The following is a 26,056-nucleotide window of genomic DNA, read 5'->3' on the forward strand; positions in this document are numbered from 1 at the left end:
GTGTTCCGGCGGGTCAGCCCGCCGCTTCCCTCGTTGCCTTGGCGGCGCTCGCGCGCCGGGTGCGGAAACGGAGTACGTACCCGCCGGTAACCCCGGCGATCGCCAGGGCCAGCAGCCCGTACTCCGTCGTCACACCGAGTAGATCCGACAGCGTAGTCTGCTGCCTCAGCGGTACGCGCCCCACCAGGGAGTCTGCGGTGAACAGGCTGGTGGAGGCCTTGATCGAACCATCGGGCGCGACGATCGCGCTGACCCCGCTGGTGGCCGAAACGATCACCGCGCGCCCGTGCTCGACCGCCCGCAGCCGCGACATCGCCAGCTGCTGGTAGCTCATCTCCCCCGGCCCGTACCAGGCGTTGTTGGTCGGCACGACGAGCAGTTCGGCGCCGTCGGCGACCGATTCGCGGGCCGGGTAGTCGAACGCGGTCTCGTAGCAGATGAAGACGCCGACCTTGGTGCCCGCGACCGACAGCGCGGCGTTGGCGCCGTCACCCGGTGTCATGTTCGCCACGCTGTCGACGAACGGCGTCACCAGCTTCGCGACCTCGCGGGCCGGGACGTATTCGCCGAACGGCACCAGCTGCTGCTTGGCGTAGCGCTGACCGGGGCCGCTCGCCGGATCCCAGACCAGCGCGGAGTTCTGGGCAGTGCCGTCGGGCAGCCGCACCAGCGCGCCGATGATCGCCTGCGTGCCGTAGTCGCGGACCATCCGGTCGACGCCGGCGTCACCGGTGCGCATGGCCATCGCGGTCTCGGGCCACACCAGCAGATCGACCTTGGTGTTGCTCGCCTTCAGCTTTTCCAGCAGGCGGGCGCTCTCGGCGAGGTGGTTGCTCCGCAGTTCGTCGCGGCGGCCTTCCAGCGCCAGGCCGATGTCCGGCGCGTTGCCCTGCACCGTGGCGACGGTGAGTTCGCCGTCCTGGGCTTCGGTGCCGATCGTCGGCCACACCGCGAGACCCGCCACCACCGGCACCAGCGTCACCGCTGCAGCGGCCACGAGGGAACGGCGCGGATCGGCGCCCCTCAGCCGCAGGCACAGCGCCGCGAGCCCGAAACCGGTCGCCACGACGGCGAGACCGACCAGCGGTGCGCCGCCGATCGAGGCGAGTGACACGAAGGCGCCCTCGGGCTGACTGAACGCCACCCGTCCCCACGGGAAACCGCCGAAGGGGAACCAAGCCCGCGGCGTCTCCAGCGCGATGATCACCAACGCGGCCCACAGCGGTCCGAGCGGAAGCCGCCACACCACCGTGGCGAACGCCCCGCCGAAACCGAGGTACACCGACAGCGCCATCGACAGCGCGATCCATGGCCACGGCCCGAAATCCGGGCCGAGGAAGTCCAGCAGCCACGTCAGCAGCGGCAGGAAGAACCCCATCCCGAACACGAACGCGTATCCGAACGCGCCCCGGAACCTGCGTCCGTGCACCACGAGCGCGAAGCCGGTGAACGCCAGCGGCGCGAGCCACCACAGCGGACGCGGCGCGAAACTGAGGTACAGCGTGAAACCCGACGCCGCGGCGACGAGGAAACGCAGGAGCCAGGCGCGGGAGAACCGTTTCCGGGGCGCCGCTTGGGGGTCCGGATCGGTCACGGTCGAGGACACCCCTGAACCCTAGGCCGTGCGGGTGAACACATCGTGGATGACCTCTCCGCCGCGGACCGTGCGCAGGCACCGGGGCAGCGTCGCCCCTTCGGCCAGGTTCGGCAGCGGAGGCACCCCCGCGCGCGGGTCGGTCGACCAGCGCTGCACCCGCGAGTCCGGCGTCGCGACGACGAGATCCTCGGCGTCCCAGATCGCGTAGTGCGCGGGAGCGCCCGGGACGAGGCTGCCGGTGACGCCGTCGTTCACTCCGGCGGCGCGATGTCCCGCGCGGGTGTGAGCGGTGAAGGACGCGCGAGCGGACAGCCCCGAGCCCGGCGTGCGGTGATAGGTCCCGGCGCGGACGGTGGCCCACGGGTCGACAGGCGTGACGGGAGCGTCGGAGCCGAAGGCGAGCAGGAGCCCCTCGGCGGCCATGGCGGCGAAGGGGTTGAGCTTCGGAGCCCGTTCTCCGCCGAGACGGTCGACGTACATGCCGTGCTCGCCGCCCCATTCCGCGTCGAACTGCGGCTGGACCGACGCGACCACGCCCCAACCGGCGAGTTCCTTCGCCTGGCCGGCGTCGATCATCTCGACGTGCTCGAGCCGGTGGTGGCGGGCCGCCAGTGCTCGACGGCCAACGGCCTTCTCCGCGCGCCGGAATCCCTCGACGACCTCGGCCACGGCGGCGTCGCCGATGACGTGGAAACCGGCCTGTAGTTCGGCCTCGGTGCAGGCTGCGACGTGCTCGGCGATGGCGGCGGCGTCGAGATAGAGCGTTCCGGTGGTCCCGTGGGCATCGGCGTACGGCTCGTGCAGCGCGGCCGTGCGGGAGCCGAGCGCACCATCGACGAACAGATCGCCCGCGACTCCCCTGGCGCCGAGCGCGCGGGCGGTATCGACTCCGCCGCGCTCGCCCCAGTAGCCGACGACCTCCGGTAGGCCCGGCTCGGACGCGAGCGCGAGCAGGTCGGTGAGGTCTTCCGCGCCGGAGATGTCCGGGCCCGCGCATTCGTGGACGCTCACGACACCGCGCGCGGCGGCTTCGGCGAGGAACGCGCGCTGGGCCTCGCGGCGCTGCCGCGGGGTGATGGCGTCGCGCATCGCGGCCCGCACCAGGTGGTGGGCGTCGCTGGTCAGCGGTCCGTCGGCCGACCAGCCCGGCGCCTCGTGGACACCGGTGGCCAATGCGACGAGGGCGCTGGAGACGAGCGCCGAATGGACGTCGACCCGGCTCAAGTACACCGGCGCGCCGTTCGCGGCCTCGTCGATCTCCGCGCGGCTGGGCAGCCTGCCGTCGCTCCAGCGGGATTCGTCCCAGCCGTGCGCGACCAGCACCTGGCCGGGCCGGACGGCGTCGCGGACCGCGGCCAGCAGTTCGCCCGCGCCGCGGACGTTCGCGAGGTTCAGCCCGGTGAGGTGCAGTCCGGTCGCGGTGGCGTGGACGTGCGCGTCGACGAAGGCCGGCGCGACGAAGGCACCGTCGAGGTCGACCGGTTCGGCGTCGGGATGCAGTGCTTTGGCCGGGCCGTCCTGTCCCACCCAGACCACGATGCCGTCGGTGATCGCCATGGCGGTGGCGTCGGGAGCCGAGGGGCTGTAGATGCGCCCGCCGAGCAGGAGCGTCGTTCGCGCGTTCGTCACCCTCCTGAGTTTGCAGCGTGCGGAAGCCCACGTGACCGGCGGGTCGGCAAGATTTCGACACACCACGCAGGACAGGAATATTTACGTCTTCCGAACGATGTGACAGGATATTTTCACGCGTTTCCGACGACGAGGAGTACAAGTGACTGCGATCCAGGAACCGACCTCGCCGGTGGCCGCCTACGATCAGCCCTACGACTACACCCGGGTCGAGCTGATCGAACCCGACTGGCGCCGCTTCCCCGGCTGGCACGACGTGACCGAGGCAGAGTGGCGCGACGCGCAGTGGCAGCGAGTGCACTGCATCCGTAACGCCAAGCAGCTGCGCGCCCTGATGGGCGATCAGCTCGAGGAGCGCTTCTACGAGGACATGCTCGCCGACCAGCGCGAGATGGCCACGATGTCGATGCTCCTGCCGCCGCAGATGATCAACACGATGGCGCCCAACGCGGGCACCGACCCGGCGAAGGTGACCGAGGCCTGGTACGCCGACCCGATCCGCCGCTACATGCTCCCGGTGCGCAGCGACCGCGACACCGAGTGGCCGAGCCATCCGCACTCCGAGCGGGACTCGCTGCACGAGGCGGAGATGTGGGTCGTGGAGGGCCTGACCCACCGCTACCCCACCAAGGTCCTCGCCGAGATGATCTCCACCTGCCCCCAGTACTGCGGGCACTGCACCCGGATGGACCTGGTCGGCAACTCCACCGAACAGGTCGAGAAGCACAAGCTCTCGCTCAAACCGGTCGACCGCCAGGACGCGATGATCGAGTACCTGAAGAAGACCCCCGGCGTCCGTGACGTCGTGGTCTCCGGCGGAGACGTCGCGAACGTGCCGTGGCCGCAGCTGGAATCGTTCCTGATGCGGCTGATGGACATCGACACCGTCCGCGACATCCGGCTCGCCACCAAGGCGCTCGCCGCCCTGCCTCAGCACTGGATCCAGCCGAAGGTCGTCGAAGGCCTCGAACGCGTCGCCGGCACCGCGCAGCGCCGCGGCGTCAACCTCGCGATCCACACCCACGTCAACCACGCCCAGTCGGTGACCCCGCTGGTCGCGGAAGCCGCCAGGACCGCGCTCGACGTCGGCGTCCGCGACGTGCGCAACCAAGGCGTGCTGATGAAGGGCGTGAACGCGACCCCGGCCGACCTGCTGGACCTGTGCTTCGCGCTGCAGGGCGAGGCGAACATCCTGCCGTACTACTTCTACATGTGCGACAGCATTCCCAATGCTGAGCACTGGCGCGTGGCTGTCTGGGAGGCCCAAGAATTGCAGCACGCGATCATGGGATATCTGCCCGGCTACGCTACTCCGCGGATCGTCTGCGATGTCCCGTACGTCGGCAAGCGGTGGGTTCACCAGCTCGCCGAATATGACCGCGAGCTGGGCATTTCCTACTGGACCAAGAACTACCGGACCGGGATCGAGCACGAGGACCCCGAAGCTTTGCAGCGTCGCTACCCCTACTACGACCCGATCTCCACACTGCCCGAAGCCGGCCAGAAATGGTGGGCCAGCCAGCACGGCTGACTTTTACATGTACCTAGATGAAACCGGGGGTCCCGAACGTCGTTCGGGACCCCCGGGAACGCCTAGTTGCAGACGAATCGGATAGTGCCTCACACGGTGAAACACCGACCGGCTTCCAACCGGAGACGCCCGGCCTGCAGGTTGGCTTAGCACAACTTGAGACGCATCTCCTCTTGGACCAAGAACCACCTGACCAGCGCAGGCGTCGCCAGCATGGGTCGATATTGACCTCCAACCTGCCCCAGAGATCCTGCCTGGCCATGCGCCGGTAGTGCCACCGAGAGACAACGGGCACCTGCGCCCAACTCAGAGCATCCAGCGGGTCGGATCTTCAGTGTTGGCCACCCGGGGGCGGACAGGGGCAAATGCTACCGATCGTGAAGCGGCCCAGGAACGAACGAGAAGATCCAGAGTGGACACTCCAAGCCGAACGACGGAAAATTGGGTCGCAGCGCGAATAAACACTCTGAAAGACGTCCAACATTCGCGGTGTTCCATCGCATTAACGACATCCTAAACAAAGTCGTGCACGCAGAAGTATTCAGCCCTTGTGGATCTTTTCCGAGTCACTTCATGCTTCGCTTACTTCGTACTTCACAAGGAGGCAGTACCTGCTTCTGATGACTGAGAGCAGTTGCTGATAAGTGAGACTCTGCTCGGCCACGCTGCGTCCTCACGTCGCCGCTGCGCGCGAGCACTACTGCAACGGTTCGTCCGCTTGATTATCAGTGCGGTCGCCTGGCTGGCCTCGAGCCTGACGCCGCTCCACTACTGGGAACACGCTGTATGTGCCTGTCAGCACTAGGAGATCCGCACGGCCCACCCTTCCTCAGCAAGCAAACCCAGACTGGCTTACCCGCCCAATTCGGACCCCTCGTCGTCGGCGGTCTCCCCGCACGAGCAGGTTCGTCATTGTCTTTTTCGAGCTCATCGAACCGGCAGCGTGGGTTCGTACCCCCGACGAGGTACGAGCAGCAACCACGCGCCCTCGCAGCGCTCTGAGCTGCGGCTTTCCGCCACACTGAGGATCAACCGTCTCCGCCGGGGAGCTACGTCATGAACAGCTTCCGGCGAGACCTTGCTCTCTGGATTCAATGCGGCTGCACCGCCCTGGTTGCCCTCGGCGCCGCCTACGCGTCCTACGTTCACGGCCGCCAGCTCGCCTCCGCTTCGGCGCCGACACGATGACAGCCTCGATCTGGCCGCTCACCGTCGACGGCCTCCTGACCACCGCGACCGTCGAACTTTGGAAACCCAGCCGTGACGGCTCGAGCCGGTGGCCGACCTGGGCCGCGTTCATGTTCGGCATCTCACTGTCCCTCTGCGCGAACATCGCCTCGGCTCCGGTGACGAGTGCCTTCGGGGTCGCCGTCGCCGCTTGCCCTACTACTGGCCGCCGAGCTTCTCAACCGCGCTCTCAAGCGCCACCGCACCGAGCCCGCCACTTCGGAGCCGGCACCCGCTGAGCGACCTCCCACCGAACCCGAGACGACCGCTCTCATGACACCGCCCTCGACCGTTCCTCTTCCGACGACCGCATCAGAACAGGAAAATCACTTACCGAAGCCGACCGCCGAACAGTTGATGTGGACCCACTACCAACACGAAAACGCCCAAGGCCGAACACCCACCGGCGCCGAACTGGACCGCGTCGCCGGAACCCACAACTACGGCCGCCGCATCCTCCGAAAGTGGCGTCGCGCAGGCACACTCCCACGCACAACCACCGCCGAGCCCGAAGCACCCCGCTTCGGCAAGACACAGCCCGAATTCCAAACGACGACACCGAACCCCCTCCCCCACGCCAACGCCCTTGAACGACAACTCACCGAGTCGGCGCCCTGAGGCTCGCTCCAGATCCTTCTGACCGACAACGGGCCAGGATGTCAATTTCATGGTCAATCGGCCGGTTGCACCGTCGGATCACCGTGCGATGCCGGTGACAGGACCGTCCGCGGCTCGGCGCCGTTGTGTCATCGGGCGAAGAACTCCGTCAGGACAGCCGCGCACGTCGACGGGATCGACGACGTGCGACTGCCCCTCGATGATGCGACGCTCCCGGTCGCTACCAGGTGGGCTGCATGTCACGGGAAAGCCGGGGGACCACCGGCGGGAGCCTGTCGCCGAGGCAAGCCGCGTCGTACGCCAGAGTGGGGGTCCTCCGCCAGGGCGACCGTCAAGTCATCGACACGTCGCTCATGTAGGGCACCTCGTACACCGCGATCCTGTCGATCGCGAGGCCGGCGGTAGCGGCTTCCAGCGCCAGCGCGCGCCAGCGGCAGGCCGTCGACTACTACGACAGGTCACTTGCCTCGTTTCGTGCCGCCCTCGGAAACCATGATCAGGCGCGAGCGGTTTGGCTGGAATCGTTGGGGATTCCAGGGCCAAGGGCGCAAAGCCGATGCCGTCCGCGTGCGGCAGCAACTCGACACCCTCGTCCGAGCCTGAAAGACCTTTCAGGAGGCGAATGGCGCGAGCTGCCTCACGTACTCCTGATCCGCTTCAGCCGAATCCGTCACAACTGTTCCCATGTAGTCGCGGAACGGCTTTCCCGCTCCTCGAAAGGACAACCAGGGAAAATCGGATACGGCCCAGACTCCGTCGTAGATCAGAGTGTTCGAATCCACCTCTTCAGGCCGGTGTACGCGGAGCCATTTCCGGTAGCGACCGACCAGCCGGTCCAGTTCCGCATCGATTTCCTTGCCACTTGCCGCGAGGATCAAGTCGACGCGCACCCTTGCTCTCAGCCGCTGCTCCAGCCTTGCGAAGAATTCCGAATCCACCACCGACGGGACGGCGAGATCGGCCGAGATGAGGAGCCTTTCTCTGGCCTTTTCCAGAGCGGTCATCAACACGACCTGATGATCGAAAAGCTGGATCTCTCGTACGCCGGGAGTGCCGATATCCAGAGGAGAGCCCAGGACACGGGGCATCCTCTCGCCTTCGAGGTGCGGCGGGAGCGCGGCGGCCGGGGCCGACGGTTCGATACGGAAATCCAAGCTCGCCGCGCCGCCGAGCTTGGCCAGCGCGACGTCATGGTCTTCACTGGGGTCGCCATCGACGATGACCGCCGTCTCGACGTCACCTCGATTCGGATCGCCGTAGATCAGGACGTCGACGGGCATGTACCGGTGCGTCGAAGGAGCGACGTCGATGACGTCCAGGACGTCGATCGACACTTGGCGGCCGGACGGCCTCAAGATGGAGTTGACCGCCGCGGACGTGATGTCAGCCGTTTTGATCCGCGTGGTGCGCTGCGCCGGCAGGAGCAGGCACCCCTCGGCCAGAGCGGAACGTTTGTTGAGCAGATCACGGCCGTCGTAGTCGGCCACTGACCAGGTGAGCCGGTCGAAAGCCACTTTGAAACTCCGCTGGATCGGCCTGATTGACTCGAGTTCGTCGGCCAGCCGTCGACCTCGGCCGGTCAGCGCCAGCCTGCCCGGCCCTGGTCCGAAACTCAGCACGCTTTCCCGATAGTGATCGGCAACGGCCGCATCGACGAGTCTCTGATCCAGGCCGAGGAAGGCCGCGATCTCGCTCGCCCCACCGACCTCGGCTTTGACCAGCCGCAGCACGAACTCGTCGAGCAGCGGTAGCGGTTTGACCTCCTGCGCGAGGACGTCGGCGGTGACTACGGTGACGGGGACGGCGGCCTTCTCGATCCCGAGCAGGTCCAAACCGGGGCGAACGCCACCGAACCGCTTGGCGATGAGCAGGTTCAGGCTAGTCATTGTCGGCCCCCTGGATCGCGCAGTCGTCGGGATGATCCGCGATGTATCGGACGATTTGCTGCAGAGCCCCGGTGGCCGTCCGGCAGAACTCCGCGTCACCCACGATCGTCAGGCCGAACCGAGCGCGGGAGACCGCGACGTTGATGCGCCGCCAGTGTGCCGCTCCGAGAAAGCCCAAGTTCATCTTCGGGTTGCTCCGGGTCACTGAGAACATCGCCACGTCGCACTGCCTGCCCTGCACGGCGTCGACCGAGAGCACGTCGACCTTCAACCTGCTGAAGGGGACGGTGGGTAGCCTGCGCTTCAGTTCCGCCACTTGAAGGCGATAGGGAGCGATGAGGAGAACTTCGAGTTTGCCGTCCTCGCTCGGAGCGTCGATCACGCCTCGTTCGATGGCCTTGTTCAGCGTCGTGAGCCGGTTGAAGATGAGCCGGGCCTCGGCCCGGTTGGCGTAGCTGATGCCACCCGGCCCCCGGTCTTCCCTTCGCTCGTCACCGAGCGGGGAGGTGTCCAGCCAGAGAACGGGTTTACCCAGCATCTCGTATCCCGCGAGCCCCTCGCTCCTCGGGGAGTTGAGCTCACCGTCGTAGAAGCAGGTCGACACCATGTCGCCGATCGGCCGAACCATCCGGTACTGATCGCGGAGACGGAACTTCGAGTGCGACGGCAGCCGGTCGGCGAACCACTTGAACAGTGTCTCGTGGACCAGTTCCTTGTCGATGCCGTGCTCCGTGAGGATCTCGGTCGATCTGAGCAGTTCCTCCTCCTGCGGCGGGAGCTGGTTGGTGTCCCCGACCAGGATCGCCCGGCGCGAGCGGGAGAGCGGCACCAGCGCCTCGGTCGCGGTGGCCTTGGACGCCTCGTCGAGGATGCAGAGGTCGATCTCGAGGTCACGGACCGCGGCCTGGCCGACGAAACCGACACAGGTACCGGCGATCACCTGAGCCGTTCCGAGAAACGCCTCGGCGAGACGATGATCGGTACTCGTCCGTTGAAGCCACTCCGCCTGCAACCCGACCAGGTCCAACAGCCTCTTCGACGAAGACGAGGTCCCCAGCAGCGCGTCCGCCGCGGCCAGTGCTTCGTCGGCCGCCAGGCGCGGCCCGAGGGTGAGATCTCCCGCGAGGAACGTGGCCGCTTCGCGATAGAGCTGGTCGTACCGGGTCCCGAGGTCGTCCATCCGTTCTTGCAGACCGCTGTCGTCCTCGACGGCACCCAGCGACGTCGCCAGCATGGAGGTCACCCCGTTGTCGCGGGCCCGGCGGTCGATCTCCTTCTCCACCGAGTCTTGGTCGGTGACCACCTTCGCCAGCTCTTTCAACGCCAGGGCGGCACGGAGGTGGCGCACGTCGATACCGTGCCTGCCCGCCACCCTCTCGAGGTGGCGCTGGGCGTTGCGCCGGATCCCCTCGGCCCACTTCGCCATCTTCTGATTGAGCAGCATATGGTGCACGGATTTGTCCACCCGCGGATCATCCGGATGCCCCAGCCGGACGATCCGCGAGATCCCGGCACGTTCCAACCGGGTCAGGGCGTTGTCCACTGCGACATGCGTCTGGCTGACGATGAGGATCCGCGCGTTCGGCCGTTCCTTCAGGGATTGCACGACGATCTCCGCGATCAGATCAGTCTTCCCCGTACCGGGCGGCCCTTCAACCAGGAGGATGTCCGACAGCCCGAGCGCGGACTCGACCGCGGCCTTCTTCCCGTCGTCGAGGTTGCCGGTCCATTCGTCGATCTTGCGGGGAACCGGCATCTCGACCTTCGCCGGGTCTTCGATCTTGACCCGCAGGTCCGGTTGCGCCGCCGTGCCGTCCTGAAAGGCCTTGACGGCGTCGCGCTGACGTTGCAGTGCCTTCTTGCTTGGCCCGAGGAACGGCCGGATGCTGCCGCTGCGCTCCAGGCCGGGCACCTTGGCCTTGCTCCGCAAGGTGATGGTGTCGCCCTCCTGGCCGATGATCTCACCGTACGCCAGCACCCGGCGCGCGTCCTTGGCCACGATCTCCCAGTCGGTGCCGATGAGGTCTTCCTCGACCGAATCCCGGAGATCCAGCTCGACCTCGCGGCCGCGAATGACCCGGTTCGTGTAGTGGATGGCCCGGTGGGAGCCTCGCGCCAGGTCCTCACGGGCCTGCAGGACCTTGTTCCACTCGAACAGGATGTCCAGCCCGTCGTAGCCGGTGACGAGGTCTCCGCTGCGCTGAAGATCCTTTTCCTCGTCGAAATCGTCCAGCGTGCGCAGCAGATCGTGCCGTCCGTCTTCCGCTTGGACACGATTGCGCGGCTCCGAGCAGATCCAGGTCGCGAAGGTGGCGACATTGGTCGCGTCCTTGCGAAAGCGTTCCAGTTCCTCGTAGTCCGGCAACCTCGCGTTGACCATTACCAGCGCCGGAGGGGAGTCCAACTTGAGCGTGAACTTCCACCGGTTTCCCGCGACGTAGACCGTCGAGCGGTCACTGATGCGCTTTCCGCGGTCGTACCGGTAGGCGACGTACACGTCGTCGTTGAGATCGTCCAGGACCTCGGCCTCCGCAGTCGCCTCCGTGTCGCGGGCGTGCTCCTTGAGGGACTTCCGGGCCGCGTTGGTGAGACTGAGCCACAGGGTGCTCCGTTGGGAGGCGGGAACCACGGCGCGACCACGCAACACGTTCTTCAGTTCGTCCGCCAGCACCGCTCCGTTGGCGGGACGCTGGGTGTGATCGGGCTGCACGCACCGTTCGAGCAGCTTCCGGACGTCGGGCGGAACGTTGATCGACTGCAACGCGGGGTCGATGTCCGCGAAGTTCAGCAACGTGTCCTTGTGCAGGGCCTGGATGAGGAGAACCCCCATGGAGTACACGTCGCGCACGTTCTTGACATCCCCGTCCTCCTCGGGAGGGGTGTACGGCCCGGAACGGAACCCGATGACCGTGTGCTCGCTCGGGGCCGCCTGCTTGACCTTCGCGAGCCCGAAGTCCGCCAGCAAGGGCACACCGGCGTCGGTCATGAGCACGTTGCTGGGCTTGATGTCGCGGTGCTCGACTCCCTTGAGGTGCGCATAGGACAGTGCCTCGACGAGCGGTCGGGCGACTTGTTCGGCAAGATCTTCCCAGCTGTACGGGCCCTGCGCCTTCAGCACTTCCTTGAGCGAAGCCTCGATCCAGTCGAGAACGAGGTAGTGCGCGTCGCGGTCTTCGTCGAGCCCGGCGTCTCGCAACCTGATGATGTTCGCATGGGTGAGGGTGCGCAGGCTTTCCAGCTCGCGATCGACCGCGAGCTCACGATAGGGATCGTCGGCACGACCGACCAGCTTCACCGCGACCATCTTCTGCGCGGTGAGGTCGAACGCTTTGTGGACGCTGGCGAATCCACCGGTCCTGGGCGGTTGGTTGACCAGCGCATATCTCCCCGCGATGGCGTCCACTTCGCTCACACTCCCCTCAGAAGCTCGCGGAACTCGTCGGTGTTCCGCGGTCGCGAGGCGGGATCCTTCCCTGTCGCCGCGGCGACGACCGATCGCCAAGGTTCGTCCTTGGGCAGAAGCGGAATGCCGTTTCTCGGCTCCGCCCCTGTCCTGGCCCAGCCGATGATCTGACCCAGACTGTAGAAATCCGCGCTTTCAGTGACCTCGTGCGCGTTGATCGCCTGCTCCGGAGCCGCGAACCCTTCGGTGCCGTAGAACTCGCCGGCGGTGGTCCGCCCAGAGAACGTGGTGTCGCCACGCGGACGCCTGCCAAGTCCCCAATCGGCCACCAGCCATCGCCCGTCAAGGCGAAGGAGGTTGGCCGGCTTCAGATCTCGGTGCAGCCAACCCACCGAATGTGCTGCCTCCAGCGCCCGGCACACGGCGAGCACGAGCTTCTTGAGTGCCTCGTCGTCGCTCAGGGACCGGAGGGCTTCCTCGGCGTTGACCTCGGCCAAGGGCATCACGAACCAATCGTGCCCGAGGCCGTGGTCAAGCACCGGCATGATGTGGTCGTTCTCCGGGAGGAGCCTGCCGAACTCGATCTCCCGCTGCATCCTGGCCACGGCTTCGACCCCCCACGAGCGTCTCCGTTTGAAGGCGACTTTCGCACCGGTCACCCGGTGCACGGCGGGAAGCACCTCGGCTTGCGCTCCCCTGCCCAAGTGCCGAGGCCCCAGGCGATAGGCCTTCGGGTCGTGCAGCGCGTCCCCCACCAAGTCACTCAAGCTCACGTCGCCCTCCCTGCGGTCCATCGAGCCCGAGCGGAAGACCTTACCCAGCGCTGCCGAACTCATGGCAAGCGCCAGGACGCCTTGGGGGTGCAGGGACGTGGACCCACCGGTACCGAACGGTCTTCTCAGTAACGAACCGATCGGAACCGGCACGAATCACGGGGCTCGTCGGGAGCGGCACAAGGAAGCGACTGGGTGCCGCTCAGCAGTCGTCTCGCGACGGACGTCAAGAGGAGCCATTTCCTTGGTGTGCGCACCGATCACAACCATGGGTAAGCGGTGCCTCGCCGACCTTCACGACCTGGGATCGACGCTGCTACTTGGGGCGCATCACCCACGTGCTCGTCGAGCACGGCGTCGTAACGCTCACAACGAGGCGGCACCGGGGCCACTTCTAACAGAAGCACCCCCGTGTTTGCGGCTGCGAAGTCGCCACCGGGCATTTACCCGACCCGGCCAGGCCGAATACCCACTTCTGAGCAATTCACCCGAAAGAGTGGTCTCGAATATTTGCCAATTGTCCCCGAAATTTGGTGAATACCCTGGGACGGCCGCGCGTTAGCCGCCCGTGTCAGAATTGCTTCGGCGCATCGAGTCCACCCCGAATATTCGCCATTTCAGTCGCCGCGCTAAACAGCGCGTCCACAGGAAGGACATCATGAGTCCCCAGCTGTACCCGATAGTGTCTCGAGCAGTCCTGCTCTGACGGCCATGGCCTGCCGACCCGGCGGGCGAGGGAGCCTGCGGGAATATTTCGATCGAATATTTAGCCTGGCTCTACAATATCGCTAATATTCGATTTCGAGAACAGACTCGTCCCCGGACGGGCCGCCCGTCGAGTACATTCGTCGCAGGAACACGCCAATTCACCGCATCGACGCCGAAGGGAGGTATCCGACGGCCCTCCGCCGCACCATGCCGTCGGTCGCTACGACGCCGGTTACGCGCGAATCTCCGGCCGCCTGGGCCCCGATGACCTGTGAACGGCGGGTAACCTGGCGATCCCTGTAATCGAGGCGAGGCGAGGTCCGGCAGAAGGAACAGTCGGAGAGCCGGATCGAGTGGCGTGCACGCTTCCCACTGGCCGTCGACCTCTACTGGCCGAGTGACGAGGAGAAACGGCTCGCCGGGCTGGGATATTCGAGGTTCTCGCGAAGTCCGAGCTCGCCGAGCTGACAAAGACACGCGCAGAGCCCGAGTGGAATAAACCACCAGCAGATCACCAAGGAACCACGGATGAACGATGCCGACAGACACCCACAGACTTCCGCCGTCCTCCCGGCGTCCCCCACGCTTCGTTCGCTGACCTCGGACTACGTCGCCGACCAGCACGAGACCTACCTTCGGCATCTACACGAGGCCGTACGCGAGGACAGGAACCGCAATATCGCCCTCACCGGGCCGTACGGGTCCGGGAAATCGAGTGTGCTGGACCAGTTCGCGGGCGAGCGCGAGGAAAAGCACCCCAAGACCACGCTGCGGATCGCGATCTCCACCCTCGGGCCCGATCCCGAGGGCGTGGACCGGATGCTGACGAATCGGATCCAGAAGGAACTGGTCAAACAACTCCTGTACCGGGCATCCCCGCGCGAGATGTCCTTCTCACGCTTCAAGCGCATCGTCCCCCTCTCCAAGACACGCGCCGCGCTGGAAGCTTCCCTCATCGTCGCCGTCGTCGGCGGTTTTCTCTTCCTGCTCGGCTGGCTGCCGCAGCTCAAGGGCGCCGGCGCGGGCAACTCCGGGTGGATCGTCACCCTGTCCTGGCTCGGTTTCGCCGCGCTGGCGGTCGCGGCCCTCGCAATTCTGCGGAAGGTCATCCACGGTTCCGCCATCTCCGACGTCTCCGCTGCCGGCGCGACGGTGAAGCTGACACAGCAAACCTCGACGTACTTCGACGAGTACTTGGACGAGATCGTCTATTTCTTCGACACGAAGCTACCCGAGCTGGTGATCTTCGAAGACCTGGACCGATTCGACGACCCGCACATCTTCGAGGCCCTTCGCGAGCTGAACACCCTGCTGAACCACACGGCGAAACGCAGGACTCGGAACAAACCGCTGCGGTTCGTGTATGCGATCAAGGACAGCCTGTTCGAGACCCTGGGATCCGAGCCCGGACTCGCGCCACAAGACAAGGCCGACGCCGAGACCGTCCGTGCCAACCGCACGAAGTTCTTCGACATCGTCATCCCGATGGTTCCCTTCATCTCCCATCGGAACGCGCGCGAACTGCTGTCCGGGCTGCTCGACTCTGGAAAGATCAACCGCATTGATCGCCCGCTCATCGCCCTCGTGGCGGAGCACACCACGGACATGCGGCTCCTCAAGAACATCTGCAACGAGTACACGGTGTTCGCCGAGCGGCTCCTGCTCAGTGACAAGAAGGCACCTGGCCTGACAGCGAGCAACCTCTTCGCGTTGATCGCCTACAAGAACCTCCATCTCAAGGATTTCGAGCTCATCTCCCGTCGCGAGAGCGACCTGGACCTGCTGTACGAGCGCCGTCGCGACCTGGTCCGTACGGCGATCGACGATCGCGAGCGACGTAAACGTGAACTGCTCAAGGAACCGGGCAGGATCGAGGCCAGGGCACCGCTCGCGAAGGACATGGGCGATCGACTCGTCGCGATCGGGCATGCCTTCAAGGACAACAACAGCACCACCGGTGGCTGGCGAGATGTGCACTTCCAGTCTGCGGGCGACACCTGGTACACCGAGGACGAAGTACACACCTGTGACTTCTGGCGGACGGTGGCGGAGTCGGGCGAGGTGTCCATCAAGGCTTCAACGGGTCAATTCGGGCAGGAGCGCGCAATCGGCAAGCTGGGCAGCGGCCGCATCCAAGCACTCTTCCCTGAGTCGCTGGAGGTCGCCAAGTGGGATGAACTCGACAAGCGCGCCCACAGGGCGGCGATCGGCGAACTCGACAAGGAGATCGCGTACCTCCGGGCGGCGGACTTCAAGCACCTCGTCGCCGAGGGCAAGTACACCCTACGGACCGAGCAAGGCGACAAGAACTTTGCCGAAATTGTCAGCAGGACAGTCACATCGAAACTGGCACGCAAGCTCGTGAGCGAGGGATACCTGGACCGTAACTTCGCGCTGTACGCCTCACAGTTCTACGGCGACTTCACGGGTGTCGACGTTGCGAGGTTCATCGTGCACAGCGTGCAGCCCAACAAAATGGACGTCCAGCACGCGTTCAGTGGCCCGGACGCCATCGCCGATCTTCTCAACGAAGCTCCCCAAGATTTCCCGCGGACGGTCAGCGCCTACAACATCCAGGTCGTCGATCATCTGCTCGAGCGGAAAGACGCACGTGCCTCCGAGATCGCGGCCACCGTCGTGGCGGACTTCGGCAAGGACGCGCGCGAGTTCCTCAAGGCGTACCTGAACGGCGGATCCCGGCGCGAAGAGTTCGTGGCGCTGCTGAGCGGGTTTCCTTGGCCCGCCGTGATCACCTACCTGGTGCAAGAGGAAGGCGTCCCCGACGACGTCCGCCCTGCTCTGGTCAACGCCGCGTTGAGCGGTTCCTTGCCCGCCGTCACCTATGACCCGAACCCCGAGGTCGCCGACTTCATCGCGGCCCGCTACGCGGAGATGAGCGTCTTCACAAGCCCCCAACCGGATGCCATCGTCACCAAGGTCGCCGGCTTCCTCAAAGAAGCCGCGATCGTCCTACCCGACCTTTCCGTCCTGACCGAGGCCATCCGGGAACATGTCGTCCGCGAACGGCTCTACCTCATCACCGCGGGCAATCTTCGGCAGGTGGTCGGCGACGGCGACATCAGCCTCGACAGGGTGCGCCAGAACGCGCACGTGTGGTTCCACTGCGTGCAGAATCCCAGCCGATACCTGACAGCAGTGGAGAACGACAGCGCCACCCGCTACGCGATCCGATCCGCCGAATCCCTCACCGACGTGCTGAACGGTATGGACAGTGCCTCGGACGACGCGCATCTGGACCGGCTTTTCACGCTGACCGCACCCGACAGCGCCGTGGAACGCCTGGACTCGGTGCCCGCACGATACTGGCGCCGTCTCGCCGCACACCGCCTCTTCCACGCGAACCTCGAAAACGTCGTCGCCTACCGCGAAAAGATCGGGTCGATCGATCAAGGCCTGGCCGATCTGATCGTCCAGGCCGGCTCGATCAGCACCGTGGCCGACACTGACCACGACAAACGACTGAGCATCGCCGTCGACATCCTGAACGCGTCAGACACCATCCCCGATCCCCGCATGAGAGTCCATCTGGCCGTGCGCCTGAAGGTCACCGGATTCCTCCCCGTGACGCAGATCGTCACGGACGGCGGAGAGTTCTTGGCACTCCTCCTCGAGGAGGAACTGATCGAGGACTCCGCGGAAGCCTTCGCGCACTTCAGGGACGAGGGCTGGGACGCGATCGGGCCCGCGATCGCGAAGTCGTCGAGGTTCACCGAGTTCATGACGCCCGAACTCGTCCGAGGTTTCGTCCTGAAGATGTTCCGCGACCCTGATGTGCCCCCGGAAGCCCTCGACAAAGTCGTCGGCAACCTCGCGCAGTACGTCCCCGGCGACGACGCGACGGTCCTGTCGGCCGCGGGGAACCACGCCTGGGACCGGGAGATCGAACTCCCTTGGGATCAGCTTCGCCGGATCGCCTCGGCCACCCTCGACGCGAACCTGACCATCCGGCTCCTCGACGCGGTCCAGTACCGGCCGTCCGCGGCGGACGTCGTCGACGTGCTCGGCACCCTGGGAGAGCCCTACAGCTATCTGAGCAACCACGCCAAGACCAAGTTCGAGGTGCCCAATGACATCGCGCACCAGCGCGTCTTCGACTACTTGAAGCGGGAAGGCGCCATCGCAGAGGTCACCAAAGCGCCGCGAAGGGACAGCCGGATCGTCAAGCTCTGACAGCGCCTTGACCGAGTTCACCGGCACCGAGCCCCTCCGGTGACGTGAGGTCGGCGAGCAACGTGTCCACGAGCGCTTCCTCGTGCACGGCGACCTGGTGTTTCTCCATGGCTGCCGCAAGGCCCGGACTCCAGGGGGTTTCCGGCACCACCCCGGTCAGAGGGAGCCTGGCACCGGAAACCGCCGCCAAGTAGTCCTCGGCGCCGAATCGCCAAGGCCGGGCGCCCCGGTCGAAAAGGCGGGCGGCGATCCGTAGCCCCGCGGGATCGAAGTCGCCGTGGTAGCGCACAACGGCTCCTTCCGCAATGAGCCGGTCCACCACCCGCAGCGCCACGGTCGCCGGATTTCCGGAGGTGCACAGCAGTGGACGTCCCGTGCCGGCACGAGCAGCGGCCTGCAGGATCTGGGGGTTCTCGCAGACGAACACCTCATCACGCGGATCCGCCCAGAGCTGGTCCGCCGCGGCATGCCATTCCTGAAGCGTCACGTGGGTGACCAGGCCTAAATCAGAGCGAGCGCGCATCATGGCGGCCCACGGATGCCCGCCTGGTGGGCGTACCGACCACGCCAGCACCGTTCCGGACACCGTGTCCGGGGCGACCCCGGCCAGCGCCCAAAGCTCCCGCCTGGCTGCGGGAGTACGGGGGACCGCTTCGCCGCTTGCCGCCGCGATGGCCCGGAGGACCAGCGCCGCCGCCAGCTGTCCGTCGTCGAGTGCGTGCGCGTCCGAGCAGGCCCGGCTCGCCAGTTCCGCGAGTTCGAACGACGGTGGTGCGGGAAGAGCCACAGCCATCATCTCGGTGTCTCGGTCGGCCAAGGGGAGGTTCGTCGCCAGGACGCGTAAGACAGCGACGGTCCGGTCGATCACAGCACCGGCGTCGTCCCCTGCCCGGCTGAGCAATCCCGCACGCCGGACCCCGTCCTGCCACTGCGCCACCCAGGGCGCGGCGGCGAGGCCGGATTCCCCCAGCGCCGCCTCCCATGCCGCCCAGACGTCGAGTTTCCGGTCGCGTTCGGCTCGGCTCGCGGCTCGCCGGTCCACCAGGGGGCCGCCGGTCATTTCGGCGACTACGGTGACCAGCCCCTGCGCCACCACCGACGACCGCAGTGCCGCGTCGAGTTCGGGCAGCGCCACCCTCGCCCGGCCTTCGCCGATCACCCGGCCGAGTAACCCGGACAGGTCCTCGGCGCCTTGGTAGCCCAGGTCGATGGTCACCGAGCCACGCACCGCGAGCTCGGTGTTCTCCAAGCGTTTCCGCAACGCCTTCCACAGTTCCCCGAAGCCAGGCCGAGCCAGATAGGCGTGCGCGGTCGCGGGGATCATTCGTGCCCCGCCGAACGAAGGTAGTGACGCGCGTGGCCGTCCCAGTGCACGTGGGTGGCGACGGCAGCCGTCCCTTCGGCGCGCCGGATTTCGTAAACGTCCACGCTGGGAACCTGCGGATACGCACCCCAGAGCGCGTGCCCGGTCATGCAGAAGTCGACGTCCATCCGGACCAGCAACCCCATCAGCTCACCGATCGTCCGGTCGTCGACCTTGGCGAACGCGTCGTCCAGCAGGATGAGCCGCAATGCCCGGTCCGTGTCGGGCAGACCGGACAGATAGGCGTCGGCCGCCGCGAACAACGCGAGATAGGAGACGAAGCGTGTCTCGCCTTGGGAAAGCTTCGCCCGTCGGCTGATCTTGCGGACCTGCCCTTCCTCGGGGCCGAGGATCGACACCTCCACCCGATGCCACTGCCGGTAGTCCAGTGCGGTGCGGAGATGCTCGCTGTACCCGACGGCTTCATCTTCCTTGAACCGCTCATCGACCCGGTCCTTGAGCAGCCGGATGAGTTCTGCCGTGTGGCCCTCCGGCCGCACGGCGCTGCTTTCGGTGACCAGTTCCCGGATCCGGCCGATCGGACTGTCCTGCGGTTCCACCAGTTCCCAGCGAAGTCTGACGCCGATGCCGTGACTGGTCCGGATGTCCCGCAGGCTCGTGTCCATCGCTCTGACCAGCCCGTCGGCCTGCCCCAGCCGTCGACGTAGTTCCTCACCGACACCTCCGATGACGAAATCGGTGAAGACCCGGTGTTCCCGTCCGGTCAGCGCTTCAGCGGCACGGTCGGATTGCTCACGCAGCCGGACCGCCGCCACCGCGACCGGCTGGCGGCCCGTGGCGTCGGTGAGGTCGATCAGCCAGAGCCCGCCCTGATTGTCCGTGGTGAGATCGAACAGAGTGGTCACGTCACCCGTGATGGTCTGCACCGCCCGCATCAACGCGGACTCGCCGACCGGCTGTCCCCGGGAGTCGACGAGGTGGTGCACCGCCCCCGCCGCTCGCGCGATTTGCGTCGTGGTCGCGGCCGGAGAGCCGCACAGTCGCACCAAGTCCTGCCGGTTGCCGGACGCCGCCGCCTCCGCCACCCCCGGCAGCGACACCCGGCGGCACAGCAGGTCCCAAGCCCTGGTCATCCCGTCGTGCGAGGTCTGGGTTTTCCGTCGTGCTTCGTCGACTTTGGCTTCCGCGACGCCGATCCCCTTGCTCAGCTCCCGCTCGCGCTCATCGAGCCGGTTACCCACGGACTGAACCTCGGAATACTCCTCTTCTGCGAGCCGGAGACGTTCACGAACCTCGTCGGCCTCCGCTCCGAGGGCTTCGGTCAGGGTGTCGAACCTCGCGCTCTCATCGGACCAGTCCCGCCAGGAATCCGCTGCGGCCGACTCCGCCTTCCGGCGCTCGTCGACCGCGGTCGCGAGCCGGGTGATCTCGTCGTCGTGGTTCTGGCGGCCGCTGTGCATCGACGCCAGGAGCCGGGCCAGCTGTACGCATTCACGTCCGGCGTCGCTCGCGGCCGTCATGACCTCGCTCAGCGCGATCGTCCCCGTGGGGAGACCGAGCCGTCCGCACAATTCCCCGTGGGCCCGCCGCTCGGCGATCAGTTCCGCACGTTGCCGTAGCGCTTTCTCCGACGCCTTGGACGCGTCTCCCGCGGACCTGGCCGCCACCTTCGCCGCGGAGATCTCCGCCGCGTGTGCTTTCCGGAGAGCGTCCGTGGTCGGTGCGGAGCGCACGTGCTGGTTCAGGTCTTGTTCGGCGGCGTCGATCCGCTCGCGTTCGAGGACTCGGGCACCGGCCCGCTCATCGAGTTCCTCCAGTTCCCGCTCGATGGCCTTTAGCCGCTCCTCACGTGCTGCCGCGCGAGCCGCCGCACCGATGAAGCGAGCCTTGTCGGCATGGTGCTTGCCGCGCAGTGGCCCGTTTCCCCAACGCCCGTCCGTCCCGACCCACGTGCCGTGACCAGGACCGAAACCGATCCGGGCGAGCACTGCCTCGAGGATGGTTTCGGGGAGTCCTCCGTCCGGATCCCAGCGCAGGACCTCTGTCAGCGGCCGTGGCGCGGCGGGAGCATCGGTGGTCAGCAGGATCTGACCGTCCTCCGCCCGCAGAGAACCGTCCTCGACCACCCTGGCCGACAACAACCCGGCGGCCAGCAGTGCCGCCTCGAGACCGGCTCTCTCGGTCGCCCCCAGGCTCTCGACGTACTCCACCGAACGCCACAAAGGCCGGGAACCGGTCGGCCCGGCCTGGGCCCAGGGGACGATCGGCGGCTCGGGATCGTGCTGAGCGCGAAGGTCCTTCTGCTCGGAGAGCAGCCGCTTGCGTTCTTCGTCATCCGCGCGCTGTGCCTGCCGCACATCCGCGCGTCGCTCGGCGATGGCCACATGAGCGGCCCCCGCGGCCTCGGAGGCGACGCGGTCCAGCCCGTTGATGTCGGCTTCGGCATCGACCAGAGCGTCGGCATCCAGCAACAGTCCCGCGATGGGCGTCCGTGCCCAGTCCACGTCTCCCAGCACCGCGTGGGTGCGTTCGTCCGATGTCCAGTGGCGCCACTTCACGGCCAGATCCCGGGCCTCGTCTTCGCGGTCGGCCGCGGCCTCCTCGGCGCGTTCGGCGTCCTGCTCGGCACGCACGCCGAGTTCCTCCGCGTGTTCCTCGGTGCGCCGGAGTTCCTTTGCCGCCTGTTCGATGGCCTCGGCCTGTTCCCGACGGTTGGCGGCTTCCCCTGCCCGCCTTCCGGCGGTCTGCCCGACGTCGCGCACCGTAGCAGCCGCCTCATCAAGCGCTGCCGGGGTGACCGCGATCGAGCGAGCGCTGGGCCTCAGCACCGGCTGCACGTCTTCTCTCAGCGTGAGCCGGACGTGCTCGCGGATCTCGTCGCGCTCGCCAGGCTCCGCGCCGATTCGCGCCGGCAAGGAGGCAGACGACACACCCGCCTCGGTGAGGTGATCGCGAACCGTCCGAAGCACGGTGTCCGCCTGCGTCCCGGCGGCGTGGATCTCATCGGCGATCCGGTCCGCCCGCTCGACGGCACGGGTTTCCTCGGCCCGTTTTCCGCCGGCGGCTTCGAGATAGCTGGTGGCGGCGGAGCCCAGCGCCTCGACCCGTTTCGCGACGTTCTCGATGTCCAGCCCTGCTTGATACGCGGGCAACTGCTTGATGCCTTCGATGGTCGAAGACAGCCGGCCCTGGCGCTCTTTCGCCGCCTCCAGTTCCTGGCTGATCCGCTCGTGTTCGCCGCTCAGGTCGTTGTATTTCGTCCTGGCTCGGTCCTCCTCGGAAGCAAGCTTCGCCGCTTCCGAGGCAGCGGCTTTGACACCGTCCGCCGACTCGATCAGCACCCGGGCGACATAACGCCGATACACGTCCAGAAACGAGTCAAGATGCTCGACGGCCTTGGCCAGCCTCTGCTGCTCGTCGCGCGCGTCGGAAAGCGAATCGAGGCGCTCACCCGCCTCCCGTAGCGTCGCCTCGGACAACGGAGGCAAGGCGTCGGAGAGGATCTTCGGCAGATTCCCTTCATCGATCCGGTTCCCGACGTCCGGAGCGCGAAGAGTGTGCAGCAACTGGAGAAGCCCGGCGTAACGCTCCTTGCCGCTGGCGCCGGTGAGATCGAAGACCTGTGCGGCGACCGTCTCCCGGTGGGTTTCCGGCCGGTCGGTGATGCGTTCGACGCCGATCAGCTGGGCTAGTTGCTCCCGCGGCAACGGCCGCCGGTGGTCGTCCATCAGCCGGAGGTCGACGCCGACGCGCAGCGGAGTGGTGAAGTACCAGGGCTTTGCTTCACCGGTACTGGCCGAGTAACGGACCATTGCCCCGATCGTGAGGTACTCGTCACCTTCACGGCCGAGTTCCAGCCACAGATAGCCCAACCTGTTCAGCTGGCCCTGGGCGCCATGCCGCATCAGGTCTTCGAGGCGGACTTTCCCGGATCCGGTGGCGTCCATCTTGCGGCGGTCCGCGTCCAGCAGGAACGGCAGCAACATCTCGAGCGCGCGGCTCTTTCCGGACCCGTTGGTCCCGCGCAGGATCATCCGGCCGCCGGAGAACCGGAAGAGCGTGTCGTAGTAGTTCCAGACGTTGACGATGCCCGCCCTCGTCAGGCCCCACCGGCCGGGATGATGCTTCGGCGGTGCCGGCTCCAGCGTCTCAGTTACCACACTCGTCATGACTTCTCTTCCTGTCCGGTGGTGTCGCCGTCATCGAGCCTGCGCATCGCCCGGGTGCGCGCCGGTGCGCGGTGCGGTTCCGGCCGATAGCGAGCCGACGCGGGATGCAAGACGAGCCCTTCTTCGGTGATAACCACCAGGCTCAGGGATTCGAGCAGCAGCGCCACTTCTCGCCTGAGCATCGCGGGATCCTGTGTGTAGGCCTTACCGAAGGCCTTCCCGTACTGCTCGATGAGCAGATCGATGTTCGAGTCGACCACCGCCCATGGCACGAAGACGCCCGGCACGATCCGGCCTTGGAGAAGTACCGTGTCGGCCGCCTTCGCCTCGAGGTCATCGGCCAGGGCATTGACCAGCAACAGACCGACGTGGGCGACCGTGCCGGTGCCGGGGAACACGACGTCGCTGAGTTTCTCTTCGACGTCATAAGCGAGCACGCCTTCAGCGCGTGCCTCGACGGTGAGCCCGAAAGATTCTTCGAGCATCCGGGTCAATTCCCTGCGCTCGCGGGAAAGCGCGTCCCGCTCCCCTTCTGTGAGTTCTTCCCTGCGTACCAAGGGGTTCTCGACCAGTTTTCGCCGGAGACCACGCCGGGGCTGCTCCAGCTCGACAGCTCCGCCGATATCCGTCATCGAACGAGACAGCAGATGTGGCAGAAGCGGCCGATGAACGTCGAGCAAGGCCTCCTCTTGCCGGGTCTCCCAGCCCGCCACCGAACCGTCGGTTTCGGTGAGCACTCCCCAGTCGACGAGCAGATAGATCGCCGAGACGAACTCGCGGCTCTCCGTGGTGGAATCGCCGACCGTGACTCCCGCGGTCACCGCGTCCGCGCGGACCTGCTCCGCCAGCGCGCTCATCAGGAGCTGATCCGCCGTGGTCGAGGCGAGCAGACTGGCGCAGACCAGCGCCAGATACCGGTAGGCCCGCGGCGTGAACGGCCTGTCGGTGCGGGTGCGCGCCGGCCGCACGGGCGCGTCGACGGTCAGAGGCGCCTTGAGCAGCCGGGCGAACGTCGGCTCGACGACGAGCTGATAGCCGAGCGTGGCGGCGAACATCCGCTTCAGCTGCGGGGCGTGTTTCCGGACCTGTATCAACAGATCCGGATGCCGCGCGGCGGTCAGGACAGGATGCATCAACAGCTCCCTGGCCGCGGTCCGTCGATCGTCTGCCTCATGCTCCCGCGAACCTCGGCTCACGCCGTCCTCCCCGCATCGCTGGAAGACGCACGTCTCACGCGTCCCGCGTGGAGGCTCAGATCATGCACCGTCACCGTGCCGTCCCTCGCCGAGATCTCGGTGGCACCACCGGGGACCGTTCTCGCGGTGATCTCCAGATCGAGGTCCGTGTTCGTCTCGGTCACCACCCCATCCAGTTCCTGATTCTTCGCCAGCAGGGACCCGAGCATCCCCAGCAGCAGATCTCGCGCCGCCGGACTGACCCGCGCCCCGTCCAAAGCGCCGGCGGCCACGAGTTCGTCGGCGGCCAGGCGTCGCGCGCGTGCCTCGTCCTCTGCCTGCCGAAGCAGTAACTCTTCGTCCAAGCCCGGGTCCGGCACCGCAGCACTCCGCCCGCGCGTCTGCCGCTCGCCGCGATCACGGAGGCTCATCGGCACATCGATCGGGGTCGCGTCCCACCAGGACGTGTTGACCCCGTCGCGAGGGTCGGGTTCCTCCGGCCCGCCGAGCAGGTGCCGGGCAGGGAAGACACCGAAGGTCATCGCGAAGAGCCGGTGCGCCTCCTCGGGTTCGCACTGGTCGAACCGGGCGGCCAGGCCGAGCAGGTCCGCGCGTCTGCTGATCCCGGTGCCTGCGGCCGCCAGCATGCGCTTGGCGTTGGTGAGCAGCTGACGTAGGGCCTGATCGGCCGCCGTCCGCAGGGTTTCCGGTCCGGACCGCCCGTCTCCCCCGCTGTACCAGGCGTGGAACTGGTCCCAATCAGCCCGGGACCGCCCGGGCATCCGATCTGCGGGTGTCCCGTCCGGCATGATCAACGTCGGCAGCTTGTCGAGGATCGCCAGGATGCGGTCGAGGAGAGGCAGGATCCGGTCGCAGCGCCCGACGATGGCCGGGGCATGCCGCGACACGTCCGCGGTGATGAGGTCGATGTACTCCAACAGCAGTTCCTTGAACTGCCGGTACTCGTCGCCCGCCAAGTCGTACCTGGACAGCACCGCGTTCAAGTAGGCGTAGAAGTCGCGGACGCTCTCGTTGAACAGGCGCTGGTTGTTGAACACGGTGGTGACGTCGCCCGCCAGCGCTTCCGGATCCGGGTCGGGTTCTCGCAGACGCTCGATGATCCGGCTCAGCACCCTGGCTGTGGCGCCGAGCAACTCGCGCGCCACCTCCTGCGCCCCCTCACCGGCGGCTAGCACCGCCTCCGCGTCCCGATGCACCCTGCCGCCCAGTTTCGATGCCTGATAGCGGCTCCGGGAACGCAGGAAATCCCGGACGGTGGGCACCCTGGCGTCCCGGACGCCGCGCACCAGATTCCCCCAGCCCTGCAAGCTCTCGCAGCGAGCGGTGACTTCGTCGGTCGACAGGCGCAGCCCCCGTTCAGCCAGCTGCTGTGCCACCTCCGCGGCGGAAAGATCCGCCAGCAGCGGCCCGGTGAACAGGTCCATGATGGCCCGGTATTCGACGGACGAACTCGCCGTCAGGTAGGCGAACAGGCTAGTTCGCCCGACCGGCTCCGCGCTCTCTTCCTCACCGTTCGGCACGATCCCTCCCGGGGAGGGATCGCTCTGGGCTTCGCCCATGCAACAGTGCGACGCGATCTTTCGGGCGGTTCACCGAATCGGGGGAACCTTCGGGAGCCAGCGCGCGCACCGGTGAGCCGGGCCTTGCCGAGATTGGGACGACCGGTGACTGGCCACCCACAGCACGATCACAGCGCCCGCGGTCAAGACGGCGACCACGGCTACGACGTTCCACGTCATGGCGCGGGTCAGCCCCGGCGAGCCAGGAGAGCCTGCTAGACCCGGTCTTGGCCTGACAACGCCGA

The 26,056-nt window shown here is 66.7% G+C and carries 11 protein-coding genes; 2 read left to right on the top strand and 9 right to left on the bottom strand.

Features of this window, described 5'->3' with window-relative positions; genetic code table 11:
* Positions 1–13: 13 nt before the first annotated feature.
* Both lnt and DMC64_RS14860 read right to left on the bottom strand, forming a co-directional pair.
* Positions 14–1,606 carry an apolipoprotein N-acyltransferase gene (lnt, locus tag DMC64_RS14855; protein ID WP_125733984.1) on the bottom strand — a complete coding sequence of 531 codons (1,593 nt, stop codon included), beginning with the start codon at positions 1,604–1,606 and terminating at the stop codon, positions 14–16.
* A gap of 9 nt (positions 1,607–1,615) precedes the next feature.
* Positions 1,616–3,226: an amidohydrolase gene (locus DMC64_RS14860; RefSeq protein WP_125733985.1), complete on the bottom strand. Its 1,611-nt coding sequence runs from the start codon at positions 3,224–3,226 to the stop codon at positions 1,616–1,618.
* Between the two features lie 142 nt (positions 3,227–3,368).
* Between DMC64_RS14860 and DMC64_RS14865 the strand changes: the two genes are divergently transcribed.
* Positions 3,369–4,757: a KamA family radical SAM protein gene (locus DMC64_RS14865; protein WP_125733986.1), complete on the top strand. Its 1,389-nt coding sequence runs from the start codon at positions 3,369–3,371 to the stop codon at positions 4,755–4,757.
* Between the two features lie 2,456 nt (positions 4,758–7,213).
* On the opposite strand, the gene DMC64_RS14875 is transcribed toward DMC64_RS14865, so the two are convergent.
* From DMC64_RS14875 to DMC64_RS14885, 3 genes are read right to left on the bottom strand one after another with little or no spacing between them, the layout of a single operon-like run.
* A complete protein-coding gene (locus tag DMC64_RS14875; RefSeq protein ID WP_125733987.1) occupies positions 7,214–8,488 on the bottom strand; it encodes a hypothetical protein in 1,275 nt (424 codons plus the stop codon).
* On the bottom strand, positions 8,481–11,900 hold the full coding sequence (locus tag DMC64_RS14880; RefSeq protein WP_125733988.1) for a serine/threonine-protein kinase: 3,420 nt from the start codon (positions 11,898–11,900) through the stop codon (positions 8,481–8,483). Before DMC64_RS14880 ends, DMC64_RS14875 begins: the two co-directional genes overlap by 8 nt.
* The gene (locus DMC64_RS14885) at positions 11,897–12,817 is read right to left on the bottom strand and encodes a serine/threonine-protein kinase (RefSeq protein WP_125733989.1); all 921 of its coding nucleotides are present in this window, start codon (positions 12,815–12,817) and stop codon (positions 11,897–11,899) included. The genes DMC64_RS14880 and DMC64_RS14885 overlap by 4 nt, the downstream gene beginning before the upstream one ends.
* Positions 12,818–13,900: 1,083 nt before the next feature.
* On the opposite strand from DMC64_RS14885, the gene DMC64_RS14890 reads away from it, so the two are divergent.
* Positions 13,901–17,563 carry a TniB family NTP-binding protein gene (locus DMC64_RS14890; RefSeq protein ID WP_125733990.1) on the top strand — a complete coding sequence of 1,221 codons (3,663 nt, stop codon included), beginning with the start codon at positions 13,901–13,903 and terminating at the stop codon, positions 17,561–17,563.
* On the opposite strand, the gene DMC64_RS14895 is transcribed toward DMC64_RS14890, so the two are convergent.
* From DMC64_RS14895 to DMC64_RS14910, 4 genes are read right to left on the bottom strand one after another with little or no spacing between them, the layout of a single operon-like run.
* On the bottom strand, positions 17,553–18,887 hold the full coding sequence (locus DMC64_RS14895) for a TIGR02679 family protein (protein ID WP_125733991.1): 1,335 nt from the start codon (positions 18,885–18,887) through the stop codon (positions 17,553–17,555). The two genes, DMC64_RS14890 and DMC64_RS14895, sit on opposite strands and share 11 nt — an antisense overlap.
* On the bottom strand, positions 18,884–23,056 hold the full coding sequence (locus tag DMC64_RS14900) for a TIGR02680 family protein (RefSeq protein ID WP_125733992.1): 4,173 nt from the start codon (positions 23,054–23,056) through the stop codon (positions 18,884–18,886). Before DMC64_RS14900 ends, DMC64_RS14895 begins: the two co-directional genes overlap by 4 nt.
* Entirely contained in the window at positions 23,053–24,252 is a 1,200-nt protein-coding gene (locus tag DMC64_RS14905; RefSeq protein WP_255432593.1) for a TIGR02678 family protein, read from the bottom strand. Before DMC64_RS14905 ends, DMC64_RS14900 begins: the two co-directional genes overlap by 4 nt.
* On the bottom strand, positions 24,249–25,772 hold the full coding sequence (locus DMC64_RS14910; protein ID WP_158634216.1) for a TIGR02677 family protein: 1,524 nt from the start codon (positions 25,770–25,772) through the stop codon (positions 24,249–24,251). The genes DMC64_RS14905 and DMC64_RS14910 overlap by 4 nt, the downstream gene beginning before the upstream one ends.
* Between the last annotated feature and the right edge of the window lie 284 nt (positions 25,773–26,056).

The organism is Amycolatopsis sp. WAC 04197 (assembly GCF_003947475.1).
In the GTDB taxonomy this organism is placed as follows: domain Bacteria; phylum Actinomycetota; class Actinomycetes; order Mycobacteriales; family Pseudonocardiaceae; genus Amycolatopsis; species Amycolatopsis japonica.